13 protein-coding genes and 1 CRISPR repeat array are annotated in these 13,718 nt (G+C 40.8%); all 13 genes read right to left on the minus strand.

Annotated features, from left to right (window positions below):
- Positions 1 to 40 precede the first annotated feature (40 nt).
- Positions 41 to 850 carry a thiazole biosynthesis adenylyltransferase ThiF gene (thiF, locus tag DXB91_RS03715; RefSeq protein WP_004851717.1) on the minus strand — a complete coding sequence of 270 codons (810 nt, stop codon included), beginning with the start codon at positions 848 to 850 and terminating at the stop codon, positions 41 to 43.
- Positions 850 to 1,059 (minus strand): sulfur carrier protein ThiS, encoded by a 210-nt coding sequence (thiS, locus tag DXB91_RS03720; RefSeq protein WP_015534732.1) that lies wholly within the window; start codon positions 1,057 to 1,059, stop codon positions 850 to 852. The genes thiF and thiS overlap by 1 nt, the downstream gene beginning before the upstream one ends.
- A gap of 164 nt (positions 1,060 to 1,223) precedes the next feature.
- On the minus strand, positions 1,224 to 1,541 hold the full coding sequence (locus DXB91_RS03725) for a thioredoxin family protein (RefSeq protein WP_118016856.1): 318 nt from the start codon (positions 1,539 to 1,541) through the stop codon (positions 1,224 to 1,226).
- Between the two features lie 19 nt (positions 1,542 to 1,560).
- Entirely contained in the window at positions 1,561 to 1,806 is a 246-nt protein-coding gene (locus tag DXB91_RS03730) for a sulfurtransferase TusA family protein (RefSeq protein WP_004851723.1), read from the minus strand.
- A complete protein-coding gene (locus DXB91_RS03735) occupies positions 1,799 to 2,659 on the minus strand; it encodes a 4Fe-4S binding protein (protein WP_118016857.1) in 861 nt (286 codons plus the stop codon). Before DXB91_RS03735 ends, DXB91_RS03730 begins: the two co-directional genes overlap by 8 nt.
- 27 nt (positions 2,660 to 2,686) lie before the next feature.
- Complete coding sequence (locus tag DXB91_RS03740) at positions 2,687 to 3,910, minus strand: O-acetylhomoserine aminocarboxypropyltransferase/cysteine synthase family protein (RefSeq protein ID WP_118016858.1); 1,224 nt, start codon at positions 3,908 to 3,910, stop codon at positions 2,687 to 2,689.
- Positions 3,911 to 4,521: 611 nt separating this feature from the next.
- Complete coding sequence (locus DXB91_RS03745; RefSeq protein WP_118016859.1) at positions 4,522 to 5,895, minus strand: MATE family efflux transporter; 1,374 nt, start codon at positions 5,893 to 5,895, stop codon at positions 4,522 to 4,524.
- A 154-nt stretch (positions 5,896 to 6,049) separates the two neighbouring features.
- Positions 6,050 to 6,403: a hypothetical protein gene (locus tag DXB91_RS03750; protein WP_118016860.1), complete on the minus strand. Its 354-nt coding sequence runs from the start codon at positions 6,401 to 6,403 to the stop codon at positions 6,050 to 6,052.
- A gap of 79 nt (positions 6,404 to 6,482) precedes the next feature.
- A complete protein-coding gene (locus DXB91_RS03755; RefSeq protein ID WP_118016861.1) occupies positions 6,483 to 7,772 on the minus strand; it encodes an ATP-binding protein in 1,290 nt (429 codons plus the stop codon).
- 270 nt (positions 7,773 to 8,042) lie between these two features.
- On the minus strand, positions 8,043 to 8,330 hold the full coding sequence (locus DXB91_RS14845; protein ID WP_118016862.1) for an immunoglobulin-like domain-containing protein: 288 nt from the start codon (positions 8,328 to 8,330) through the stop codon (positions 8,043 to 8,045).
- A CRISPR array of direct repeats spans positions 8,331 to 9,153; the repeat unit is 36 nt; unit sequence GTCATATTTCCCTTTTTATTCTTGGTATGTTATAAT.
- Positions 9,154 to 9,209: 56 nt separating this feature from the next.
- On the minus strand, positions 9,210 to 9,527 hold the full coding sequence (gene cas2, locus DXB91_RS03765; protein WP_243003508.1) for a CRISPR-associated endonuclease Cas2: 318 nt from the start codon (positions 9,525 to 9,527) through the stop codon (positions 9,210 to 9,212).
- Positions 9,520 to 10,419: a type II CRISPR-associated endonuclease Cas1 gene (gene cas1, locus DXB91_RS03770; RefSeq protein WP_118016864.1), complete on the minus strand. Its 900-nt coding sequence runs from the start codon at positions 10,417 to 10,419 to the stop codon at positions 9,520 to 9,522. The genes cas2 and cas1 overlap by 8 nt, the downstream gene beginning before the upstream one ends.
- Positions 10,420 to 13,716 carry a type II CRISPR RNA-guided endonuclease Cas9 gene (gene cas9, locus DXB91_RS03775; RefSeq protein WP_118016865.1) on the minus strand — a complete coding sequence of 1,099 codons (3,297 nt, stop codon included), beginning with the start codon at positions 13,714 to 13,716 and terminating at the stop codon, positions 10,420 to 10,422.
- Positions 13,717 to 13,718: the final 2 nt, after the last annotated feature.

The raw sequence follows: 13,718 nt of genomic DNA on the forward strand, positions 1-13,718 counted from the left end.
TCATAAGGAATCTCCCGCAAGCGGGTCCTCCTTATGAAAATTACTTACCGTCACACTCCACCTGCTCGTAGTCGATGAGCTTGGTGATGGTTGGATTTGGTCCACATACAGCACATCCACAGCCCTTCTTGTGAGGGAGCTTTACTGTGTGGAACTCCATCTTAAGTGCGTCAAATGTAAGGAGTCTTCCTGTCAGAAGATCGCCAACTCCAATGAGATATTTGATTGCCTCCATAGCCTGAAGACTTCCGATAACACCGCCCATTGCTCCGATGACTCCGGCCTGCTTACATGTAGGAACCGCATCCTTTGGAGGTGGATCCTTGAATACACATCTGTAGCATGGTCCCTCATCTGGAACATATGTCATAAGCTGACCCTTGAATCTGATGATTCCTGCATGTGAAAATGGCTTCTTAGCCATAACACAGGCATCGTTGATAAGGAATTTTGCAGGGAAGTTGTCTGTTCCATCGATGATGAAATCATAGTCCTTGATGAGATCCATGATGTTCTCTGATGTCACGAACTCTCTGTATGTAATCACATTTACATCAGGGTTCATGGCGTTCATGGTCTCCTTTGCGGATTTGACCTTTGCCTTGCCCACATCTGCTGTTCCGTGAATGATCTGTCTCTGAAGATTTGACAGATCTACCTCATCGGCATCAACTATACCGATGGTTCCTACTCCGGCTGCTGCCAGGTACATAGCGGCTGGTGCTCCAAGTCCACCTGCGCCTATGATCAGCACCTTGCCATTTAACAATTTCTTCTGTCCCTTCACGCCAACTTCCTGAAGGATGATGTGACGTGAGTAACGTTCCATCTGTTCGTTTGTGAATGCCATTAGAAGCTGCCACCTCCCATGAAGTAGAGGAACTCTACTGTATCGCCGTCCTTGAGCTCTGTTGTTGCAAATGCATCTGAGTCAACAAACTCATCGTTCACTGTTACTGTGACATAGTCCGGATTCTCAACGTTCTCTGACACGATGATCTGAGCTATTGTTGTCTTCTCTGCTATCTCTTTCTTCTTTCCTGCTATTGTGACTGTCATTTTTCTTTCCTCCTGACGATTCATTTGCCTGTCCGGCGTTGCCAGACTAACATAAAATGTGATTATATACTTTATAATTTTAATTATATAGTTTCATTCTTCTGTACACCGAAAGTAATTGACTACAGTCAAATACTCCATCGTGTCACTTTACCAACGAATTTCTACAATAATTTGCCAACTTCCTCCTCCAGCGCATTTCTCTTCACAAGACCGCGGATGCGGGAAACCTCCTCACCACCCTTGAAGAAGAGTATGGTTGGTGATGCCATGACTGCGTACTTCTCAGCAAGCTCTGCGTCGAAGTTTACATTTACCTTGTACACATTTACCTTGTCCTTGTAGTCATCCTCGATGCCGCCAAGGATAGGTGAGAGCTGCTTGCATGGTATGCAGCTGTCCGAATAGAATTCCACGATGACCGGAAGCTCCGACTGAAGAACCTTCGCATCGAAATCCTCTGCACTGACTCTTACTGCCATTCATTTTCTCCTTTTCTGATCAATCCTCCAGTTTTTTAACTATAAGATCATAAGTGCCATTCTCGTTGTCGATGAGCTTCAGGATCTGCTGTCCTTCCTCCTTGAAGCTTCTTGGTACGTTCTGTACAGGCTCGCCGTCGTTCATGGTAACCGCAAGCACCTGTCCTATCTCAAGCTCCTCCATGGCTACCTTCGCCTTGACAAATGTCATCGGGCACACCACATCAGTTATATCTACTCTGTCATCAATTTCGTAATCAGCCATTGTAAGCCTCCTTTAATACTTCTTTGAATTTGTCTAAGCCCACACGCTCCAGGGTGAACTGGAAACGCTCGCTTGGCTTTGCATTGTCTGCAAAGAACTGTATTGCCGCATCTGTGATACGGAAAAGCTGCTCCTCAGATTTAACAACCGGAAGTAACTCCTCGCCGCGGTGGATCGTGTTACCAAATAATCCTCCGAATGATACAAGGTATCCTGTCTCGCCCTTCCATGCATCTGTAGGACATGCCTTTGCGCATCGTCCGCAGTAGTTACATTTGTCTGTGTCTAGGATGATCTTGCCGTCCGCCATGGTGATCGCGCCCTCACGGCATGCCTTGACGCACACGCCACACATGATACATGATGGCTCATCCCACTCTACCACCATCGCGCCCTTGATTCCCACGTCGTTCTCTTCTGCCTTCAGACAGTTGTTCTGGCATCCCGTGACACCGAACTTGAACTTGTGAGGAAGCTCCCTTGCGTAATATCTCGCATCAAGCTTCTTGGCTATGTCATAAGTGTCTATATTGCCGCTCGGACAGATCTGATTTCCCTGGCACGCTGTGACTGTTCTTACTCTCGGGCCACACACACCCGGCTTACAGCCTCCCTTTGCCAATTCCTCCTTCACCTCTTCCACATCGTCAAGCTTGACAAATGGGATCTCAACACTCTGTCTCGATGTGAGATGTACATGTCCATCTCCGTATTTCTCGGCAACCTCTGCTATCTTCTTGAGATTCTCTGCGGTAAGATTTCCTCCCACCACCTGAAGTCTCAGAGAAAAGTTATTCTTCTGCTTCTGTCTCATGAATCCGCCCTTTTTCAGAGCTGCGTAATCTACTGCCATATGTAGTTCCTCCAAATCATTTGTGTATTAGTCGACAAGGGCCTTCTGGAAATCTTCTATCAGATCCTCCACATCCTCGATTCCGACACTAATACGAATCATATCATCATATACGTTAGCGTCAAGCTTTTCCTGCTCTGTGCTGTGCGCATTCAGTGTCGATTCAGGATGCACGATGAGCGTCTTTGTGTCTCCTATGTTCGACACTATCTGCGGTATTGTGAGCTTATTCATCACCGCAAATGCCTTCTCCTTGCTGCCGACTCTGATAGTAATAATAGCGCCGTAGCCTCCGTGCAGCTGCTTATCCGCTATGTCATGCCATGGGCTTGAGGTAAGTCCCGGATAGTTGACCTTTACACCCTCCTGACTTTCCAGAAACTGAGCAAGGGCAAGTGCATTGTGTGAGCATCGCTCCATTCGAAGTCCCAATGTCTCCATGCCCAGCATATTGTAAAATGCTGTCTGTGGAGCTATGCAGGCTCCTGTATTTCTAAAAAGTCCGTTCCTGAGTTTTGCTATGTAGGCGAACTTTCCGAACATCTTGTACTGCTGCAGAAGCGGATAACGCTCTGCGTCCCATTTGAAATTGCCGCTGTCGGTGATGACTCCGCTTATGGCATCGCTGTTGCCATTGATGTACTTGGATGTGGAATTGATGACTATATCCGCTCCAAGTGTCAGTGGTGTGACCAGATATGCAGTTGCCACTGTATTGTCTATTAGGAGCGGAAGCCTGTGTGAATGTGCCAGCTCCGAAAGTGCCTTTATATCCACCACATCCAGCTTCGGATTGCCGATTGTCTCAGCAAATATCACTCTGGTATTCTCATTTATCGCTGCCTCAACCGCTTCCTTATCCGATATCTCCACAAATGTCGTCTTGATCCCAAATGCCTCCAGATCGTGGAACAGATCTATCGTTCCCCCGTAGAGTCCTGTGCTGGACACTATCTCTCCGCCAGCTCCTACTATATTTAAGAGTGCATTTGTGAGTGCCGCCATGCCTGAGGAACAAGCTACAGAACCCACTCCCTTTTCAAGATTTGTCATCCGCTCCTCAAATGCAACTATCGTCGGGTTGTTGATCCTCGTATAAGAATAACCCGTCGCCTTGTTGTGGAAGAGCTTCTCATGCTGCTCCGCTGAAGGCTGATAGAATGCACTGGATTGATAGATCGGTGTAAGTGTGGCGCCTGTATTCTCATCACCAAGCTTTGCGCTGTGTAATAATGCTGTGTTAAATCTCATGATCTTCTATGCCTCACTAAATAATAAATCCTATAATTCCTACGAACATGATAGGATTATAGCTCTTATACCCTACTATGTCAATAGGAATTATAAAATAAGCCATGCACATAATCGAAAAAAATGATCTGATGGGAGTTTACTCACATTCAGATCATCTTTTGAGGTTATGTATATGGCGCATGCCATTCCACGAGCTGCGTTAGCAGCGAGGGGAGCATGGCTTATTTTGTAGTGGTAGTCATCGGGAGCTTGCTCACAATCAACTGGTGTTTTTTTGTTATCTATACGGCGCATGCCATCCTCAGGGCCGCGTTAGCGGCGAGGGGCGCATTGCTTATTTTATAATTCCGTACGGTATCCACGGCGCATGCCATTCTCAGGTAATGCCCCCTCGCCTTCGCCAGACGGCAGGTCATCGGGGCTGATTAAATATGAACTTCGTTCATGCAGCCCCTCCTCACGAGCCACATCAGTGGCGAGGGAAAGCATGGCTTATTTTAATTCGGACGGGCCTATTCTTATACGACATCTCTATCTTCTTAAACAACAGCAAATAAAAACGTATGGATCAGCCCCATTTCTCTGGCAGCTTCCCCATACGTTTTCACTCATTTCTTATTTGCAATTTTCTTATACAGCATATTCCTCACATAGAAATAACATACTATCTGCATAGCGAGGGTTATGATCCAGGATGCCGGATATGAGATGAACAGAACCGCCAGGGATCTGTGTCTCGGGAAAATCCAGTATATCCACACGATTCGGGTTCCCACCGTTCCTATGATCGAGAGGAGCATCGGAACTCCGGAATGTCCCATCCCACGAAGCGCCCCCGGGAACAAGTCCATAAATCCGCAAAGGAAATATGTGACTGTCGTATACAGCAGAATCTCCATTCCGCACTTTATAACCGCGTCGCTGCTCGTATATATATGCAGCAGCTGCGGTCCAAAGAAATACGCTCCATTGCCCAGAACCATCATTGCCACAAATGACAATATCAGACAGTCGATCAGAACTCTCTCCATACGTTTCCATTTGCCGACACCGTAGTTCTGGCTCGTAAAACTCATGCACGCCTGCGTTACAGCATTCACCGTCACATACAGAAATCCAAATATATTATTTGCCGCCGTGTAGCCCGCCATGGCAACCGAGCCAAATGAGTTGACTGACGACTGAAGCAGCACATTCGAAAAGTTGATGACCGTGCTCTGAATTCCCGCCGGAACTCCGACCGAAAAGATCTGCTTTACATATGCCCCCTTGATGGTAAGCTTTGAAAATCTAAGCTGATAGCTTGTCTCCGACATATACAGACAGCGGAGCACAAGCACGCAGGATATCAGCTGTGAGATAACAGTTCCGATTGCCACACCGGCAACTCCAAGCTTGAAAATGATCACAAAGCATAGGTTTAGACCTGTATTTGCAATTCCTGAAATAACCAGGAAAAGGAGCGGTCTCTTTGTATCTCCCACCGCTCTTAGTATGGCCGCGCCGTAATTGTACAGCATAAAAAACGGCATTCCCAGAAAGTAAATCCGCATGTATACAGACGAAAGATCAATTACATCATCCGGTGTATCCATAAGCGCTAACGCCGGTTTTGCACATATCAGTCCGACAAAGGCCATAATAATACCGCTGATCAGCGCTAACGTGATCGCGGTATGTACTGTCTCTGACATTTCTTTATCTTTTCCTGCGGCATAAAATCTTGCCGCAAGCACATTTGCCCCAAGGGATATCCCTATGAACAAATTGGTAAATACATTGATAAGTGCTGTGGTTGAACCGACCGCCGCCAGAGCCTGACTTCCACTGAATCTTCCGACAACGATGATATCTACTGCGTTGAACATAAGCTGCAAAATTCCCGACAGCATAAGCGGTAACGAAAACGAGATCAGCTTATCCATGATCGTCCCGTTGCACATATCAATTTCATATTTATTTTGTTTTATTGTAGAACTCATAATTTTCCTCAGACTCTTTATACATAATATCATTTTCTTTATGTACATAAGGTTATACACTTTACCTGATTATGTCAACTTTTATGTCTATGTCGTTTATTTACACATAAAAAAGACAGGACTTTCTCGTCCTGCCTCTTTCACACAGCCTTTATCATTCTGCCTCGAATTTTATTCCCTCTTCCTTTGCAAATGTTTCTGCAAACGAACCGGCTTTGCCAACAATTGTCAAGGTATCTTCGTCAAAGAAGACTACCTTATCGAGATTCTCTACCCCTGCTGGAAGATGAATCACTTCTAATGTATCCGAAAAATAAGCATTATCAAATTCTTTAAGATTGTAGCCCAGGTCTACATATTTTAAACTGTCATTGCTAAAAGGCCCGTTAATTATGGATATAACATCCTTCCCGTCTATCTGCTCCGGTATGACAACTATCGGATCACTTCCATTATATGCCTTTATGGATACACTATCACCATCTTTTGCATTTTCTTTGACTACCATATTTTTCCCAACGCATTGTCCCCACTGCTTTTACACACGGCAATGCTTATGTTCACTCTTCTGCTCATACATGCTCTTTTTAAATAAGCTCCTTATCCAAAAGGAAATCAATCACGTTGATATTCAAAATGCCGTTATCATCATACCAACGCTTTCCAATATCTTTCCTTACCACAATTTTAGGGAAAGAATCTCCTGTGAGCGCAAATGGTCTGAGTTCTGCTTCTGCTTTTTCATCAGTAGGCATCGCATACGCTGACTGAATATAAGTTCGTTTTCCTCCTGAATTTACGACAAAATCAATTTCCCTTGGAGTGCGAATTGAATTGCCTTTTTCGCTGAGCGTCCTTGCATAAACAACACCAACATCAACGGAAAACTGCCTGATATTCAACTCATTATATATGATGTTTTCCATTATATGCGTCATTTCCTGCTGGCGGAAACCTATCCTTGCATTTCTAAGTCCAATATCTTCGCAATAATATTTATTTGGCGAGTCAAAATAGGATTTTCCTTTTACATCATATCGCTTACTTTCTGAAAAAAGAAACGCATCTTCCAAATGTCCGATATATGCCCGAATCGTGTTAGCAGCCACACCGCCCCCTTGCTTTGACTTCAGAGCATTCGCAATTTTGGTCGGATTTGTTAATGAGCCAACTGATGAGCAAAGCAAATCTAAAATCCGTTCCAGAACATCTTGCCTTTCAATTCTCTTACGTTCAACAATATCCTTAATATACACTTCTGAGAAAAGTGATTTCAGATAATTCATCTTAGCCGTATCATTAGGTCTTGACAGGATAAGTGGCATACCGCCATAAAATGCGTATTCATCAAATGCTTCATTTTTATCCCCACCAACAGCAGAATAATATTCTGCAAAACTAAGCGGATGTACTCTTATCTCATCACTTCGTCCTCTAAACTCAGTAAGGATATCACTGGAAAGCATTTTTGAATTGCTTCCTGTCACATAAACATCTAAATTCGATAAACCTCTCAAATCATTAAGAGCATCGTAAAAAGTAATTTTCTTACCGTCCGGATTATATGGATTAGCCACCTCATCAGACATTTGAATTTCATCAACGAAAAGATAATACTCATCTTTGCTCTTTTCCACTTCTTCTCTTACATATGATGAAAGAATAAGCGGATTACGATATTTAATGTCTTTCGCAAGGTCAAGCTCAATCGTGATAATCTGTTCTTCTTTTACACCATTTTCTATTAAGTAATCTCGGTATATATTTTTAAGAAGATAGGATTTTCCACATCTCCTGATACCGGTAATTACTTTCACTAATCCATCAAAACGATATGAAATCAACTGCTCAAGGTAACTATCGCGCTTAATTTCCATAAATCCCACTCCATTTCATTGAAAATTTCTGCCTATTTAGGCTTTTTCAATCAATATTATATGTGTTTTCTATCAGGTTTTCAAGTTGCCATTGAAAATTATAGCCCCAAAAGGCTAAAATATTCAGTGTAAATATTTTTTTCTTTCTCCAATTAACTCAGCACCATTGGTGCCTGGCCCCATGAACAACACTTTCTCCAATTAACTCAAAAAGGCTTTCTTGTGAAAAGAGGGCAGTGCCTGTATTTAGGCAACTACCCTCATAAGTTGTTATTGATTTGTTTTTCGTTTTTTACGATACAGACTGTATAACAGAAGGATACTTGAACCAATCAACATGACTTCCCACAATAGAAGATTATTTCTATCGCCTGTTTCTACACTGCCTTTATCATTACTTGGCTTATTGGTATTCGGTTTATCTGTATCTGGATTAACCGGTGCAGGCTTAACAGTTACTTTAACCGTCTTTGTAGCAGTAGCACCCTGACTATCTGTTACCTGATATGTCACTTCATAAGTTCCGGCTTTCTTTGTATCTATTGCATTGTGAACGATGTCATATTTCCCTTTTTATTCTTGGTATGTTATAATAGGGCATACATTATGGTGGTGGTGGGCAGGTCATATTTCCCTTTTTATTCTTGGTATGTTATAATTTATTTGGACAGCTATTATACTTCCAATTGTCATATTTCCCTTTTTATTCTTGGTATGTTATAATGGCACACCTGCAGAAAGTCTTTGCTACCGAGTCATATTTCCCTTTTTATTCTTGGTATGTTATAATAGGCTGTGGAAAAGGTTGAAAGCTTTATGGTCATATTTCCCTTTTTATTCTTGGTATGTTATAATATTGGTTATCAAATAAATCAAATTCGTGGGTCATATTTCCCTTTTTATTCTTGGTATGTTATAATGGCAATCAACGAGATCAACGAACACATTATGTCATATTTCCCTTTTTATTCTTGGTATGTTATAATACGCCGTGTTAATATATGCTACGGCGCGATGTCATATTTCCCTTTTTATTCTTGGTATGTTATAATATGCAGACGCTAGCACATACATGCGCATAAGTCATATTTCCCTTTTTATTCTTGGTATGTTATAATTAGTGGACTGCACGCATATGCTACCCACAGGTCATATTTCCCTTTTTATTCTTGGTATGTTATAATAAACAGGGGCATTAAGTTTTATTGCAATCCGTCATATTTCCCTTTTTATTCTTGGTATGTTATAATGACTACATCAAAGTGCTTGAAACCACTATAGTCATATTTCCCTTTTTATTCTTGGTATGTTATAATACTGTCATCATCAAGCATGAGGCCTATCTGTCATATTTCCCTTTTTATTCTTGGTATGTTATAATAGGGTAGCAAAAAAGCTAGGATTTTCAACAAATCCTAGCTTTTTCACATTAAAAAATCATATGATATCCAGCAAATTTATGCTACCTTTTTCTTCTTTTTTTGTTGTTCCCACCAGTATTTTCATCGAAGAATACTGTTTATCCGTGAGAACCAACATTCTTACAGAACCCGTTTCTGGAAGATTTTCATTCAGACGCCCTTCATGTTTTCTTTCCGCATCCATCCCATTGCACACACGAACATATACCGAATATTGCAACATACAATATCCATCATTCAACAGAAATTTGCGGAAACTGTATGCGCATCTTCTATCCTTCTTCGTCTTTGTTGGAATATCAAAAAATACAATCAATCTCATAAATTTACTCATAATTATGTCTTTCCAGCTCTATCAATTCTGGGATTTCAAGTTCATCCTTATTACCCATCAAAATAGAATTATAACTTGCTACCATTTTATCTATGGCATGATGTATTACATGTTTTTCTCCATGTATATCCATGTCATAATTCACAATATCCACCAATTGATACCGCATCTCTTTGCTTAGCTCTTTCCCTTCTTCCATATGTAGCTGTGTATAAACAAAATAATCAACAATTGCTCGATACGGTTCAATAAAATCATCTGCAAGATTGAAATTGTTCAGCTGGCTATGATGATTAATTCCAAGAGAAGGCTCAAACCCATAACATACTATTGACCTAGATATATGACCTCGCAATATACTATATCCATAGTTAAGTGCCGCATTTATTCCGTTGTCATCTCCCCGAGTAAAGTCGTTGCCAAATAAGCTTTTAAAGTACAATGCTGCTGCCTGCGCTTCTACATTTGTCTTATCACCAGACTGCACCTTTTTTGTCATATTGTATAATTGATCGGCATTCTTTTTGCCGCACAATTTTAAGCACATCGCCTGATTAGCTATCTTTTGTTTTACAATTTGCTGCCATATCCTGTTTTGTCTTGGTTTTGTTACCGCAAGCTGCGCAGTGAGCATCTTAAAATGTCTGCTATGTCTTGCCATAGGAAGAACAACTGTAGATGGTAGATGCTTTTCATCGCATATATAAACCAGACATCCATTCTCACTTAACCGCTGCAAGACTCCACTTGAAATCATAATTCCCGCATGCTCAAGCACAAGACAGTTTATATCCTCAAGCGGCACACACATATCTTCATTTCCGATTACCAATTGATAGTTATGAACAGAAATCCCTATATTCCTAGTCACAATGATATTACGATATGCCACCTATAACCACTCTCTTTCTTCTTTGGAACAAGAATATATATTTCCAAGTATATCAACATTTAATTTTTCAAAAATTGCTAGATTTTGTATACACAACCTAACATAAGACTTCGCGCCGAGATCATGTTGTACATAGCTTATCCCTGCAGAATAGCGATCACTGGTTTTATAATAACCATTTTCTATTTCTTTATTTTTCTTTTGTACTTTTATAAGGTCATCCGGATATAAGCTAAACAGGAAATCTTTATCATCCATTTCCTTCCAATCCGCAGTCTCCTTATGGGCAACTACAGCCTTTGTTGGCATCCTGTGCAAATATAAATCTTTATAATATACCGGAACCATATAATATTTTCCATCTTTCCTGAATATATCGCATCGGTACATCCCTCCTCTATCTTTGACTCCTTCTCTATCTATATCTTCACCTCTTCCTCTAACCTTAACCTGATCATCAGCTACTCCTACATAGAGTTTAACTTTTTTTACAATCGGGCCATCAGATCCATCCTTCTTAGGTTTATAAAATGGCTCTGCAAATGCATCTTTTGCATTTCCATATCGAATTAGTCTATCAAGTAATTTATTATATAGTAGCACGTCGTCTTCTGGTCGATAATAATCTTTAATCTGCTTTTTGCCATTCACCTCTATCAGCTTTAGCTTGTCAAGGCTTGTTTTTTCTACAGTTCTTGAACTCGCCTCATCAACAACCCGAATAGTATTCTCGCTTATTACCCCTGTCTTTTTCTTCACTGGAAGTCGTGATACAAAAATCGGCTTAGGTATATCACCCATGTAGCCTCTATCTTTTGCCCTCTCGATATAATCTTCTGGATGATCTGCCATAACCATCTCTACTTCCTCTCGAAACCATTTCCACGGCAGTGCTGTTGTTTCTAATATTTCGCCGGTTCTCCTATCAACAAGCTTATTCCCTTTTCGAACAACGCCACCCAACTCTTCTTGCTTATATATATTACTCATTTTCCAGATCATTTTTTCCGTGCAACACGCAATCACAATTGCATCCTGAGCATGGTGTTTATCACTTTTCTCTCTATCCTTTTCGAGCCCCCATTCATGTCTAAGTCTGGCTGTTACACCTCCGTTTAGAGGATATACATGTTTATTTCTAGCCCCATTAAAATATGGTTCAAATACCAAATGTCTGCGAATCAAATCTGCAACCACCTTAGTTGTATATCTCGTATCATTTAAGTTTCTAGATCGCCATTCATCAGAATCAGATGACTTTGTAAGCGCATTTTTTCTTTTTCCAGGACTTAACACATAATTATTAACCATTTTTACGAATTTGTTCCATGCCTCATCGTCATGTCCAATATATTCATGCGGTGTATGGTTTTTCTTGTCCTGATTATCCTTCTTTTTTACGAGCACCTTATTATTAAAGCTGTCGTTGAACGAACGGCTATATGGGATAATATGATCCACCTCATATTTTTCATAATCCAGTATATCCTCAACTGGTATTAATTTTTCCGAATACAGATCCATCTGACTCTGATTCTTCCAAAGACGATACCTCAGTATATCTTTCCGACGTATATCACTTTCAGTCTTTCCAAAATTCTCACTTATGAACTTTATTGCCTCTTTCTTCTCTTTATTATTATTTTTTTGAGCAGTGGCAATTTTCTTTTTTACCTCCCCGGAATGTGGCAAATCCCTTGCCATTTCAATGTGAATTTCTACCGGGCTACCATATAGCTTAACTATTTCATTTAGAATCCGTACAGTTCTACGAACAGCACGTTTGACCGTGGGATTCATTATTTTGTCCACTGCCTCATTCAATAATTCTTTTGAAATATATTTTGTCTTCACGCCGTCTGTACTTAAGCTGTCATATCCCACCCGTAAACATGATTCCATATATGAATAACCAGCTTCCATTTCAGGCATCAGCTTCTTCATTGCCTTAAACGACAAGTTATGAAATTTTGCATAATTCAGCTTTAACATTTTTTCTATCTGCGCTTGATTTAGCGATAGATCTGATAATTCTTCTCGTCTTTTTTCTTCCGATTTGTAATATGTCAACACCTTACCCACAGAATCCATCAGCTGTTTTTGCTCTTCCGTCAAATCCTTATAAGATAAATTCAAAATATCTTTTACTTCATGCCAATATTTAAGCGAAATAAAGTCGCTCTTTTTTTCTGTATCCAATATCCTTTGCTTAAAGTCACCATTATTAACCTTAGAATATGTCAAGCCTCCAAATCGTTCTTCCAAATCAAGCTTTAGTTCTTTTCGTATAGCATTATATTTTACCACCTTAGTCTTATATGCAAGCTTTATTACTGCACTCTTTTCATCCTCATTAAGTGGTCTCTCATTCCCATCGGCAGTACAAATTCGCAGATGATTTATTTTTTCAAGCAGTACGAATCGCTCCGATGTATACGAGGCTTTACATGCTCGTTTCTCTCCCTTCTCGAATGTACATTCACCAACCATCTTTTCAATCAGATTACCTCCATATGGACTTCCTTCACCTGGTCCTTCATCATAATTCCTCTGACTCTGCATAATGCTTAAAAATCGTTCTTCTAATTCTTTTGTCGCGAGAGTATTACCTAATTCCCTCTGCTTTTCAAATATTATCCGAACCTCTTCAACAAGCAAATCTCTGCTAATCGAATTACTATAGTTTCCCTCCGAATTTCGTGCCACTAGCAATTCATTTTCTTCACTGCTTCCACACCTTTTTTGTCTAAATTTAGCATCCTTATATATCATTTCCCCGGCTGTACGATATCCATGCTCATGCATATATTTTTTGTTTTCAGAAATTGCTGATAAAACTTTTTTGTCGTCTTCATCCTCCTGCTCATGCACTGCAGTACTCTTATACCCACGATGTTTGGCAAAATATATAAGAAGCTGTGCCAGTTCTCTATTATTCAGTATATATACTGGTTCATCCTGAATTGCAGCCCACCTGAGGAAATACACATCCTCAACTGCTCCTGAGTAATACTCATCCATATCCTTTTTTGAGACTATATTCATTTCCTGCAATAGGCTTTTCACTCGCTGTATTCTATGTGCCTTTCTACGTACAAGCCTTCTTCCAGATCTATACCCTCTTCTATTTGCTGTCGCCGTTATTTTTTCTTTCCCTACAGTAACCTCATCAAACGTGTGTACTCCAGCACGCACAATCCCGCATACATTGTCTTCTCCATCCAGCAAAAGAACTGCCCATCCAACAGACGCAATTCCAATATCCAGCCCCAATACATATCTAATTTTCTTTCGCATAC

It is taken from the genome of Coprococcus sp. OM06-34AC, assembly GCF_003462545.1.
GTDB lineage: Bacteria > Bacillota > Clostridia > Lachnospirales > Lachnospiraceae > Coprococcus > Coprococcus aceti.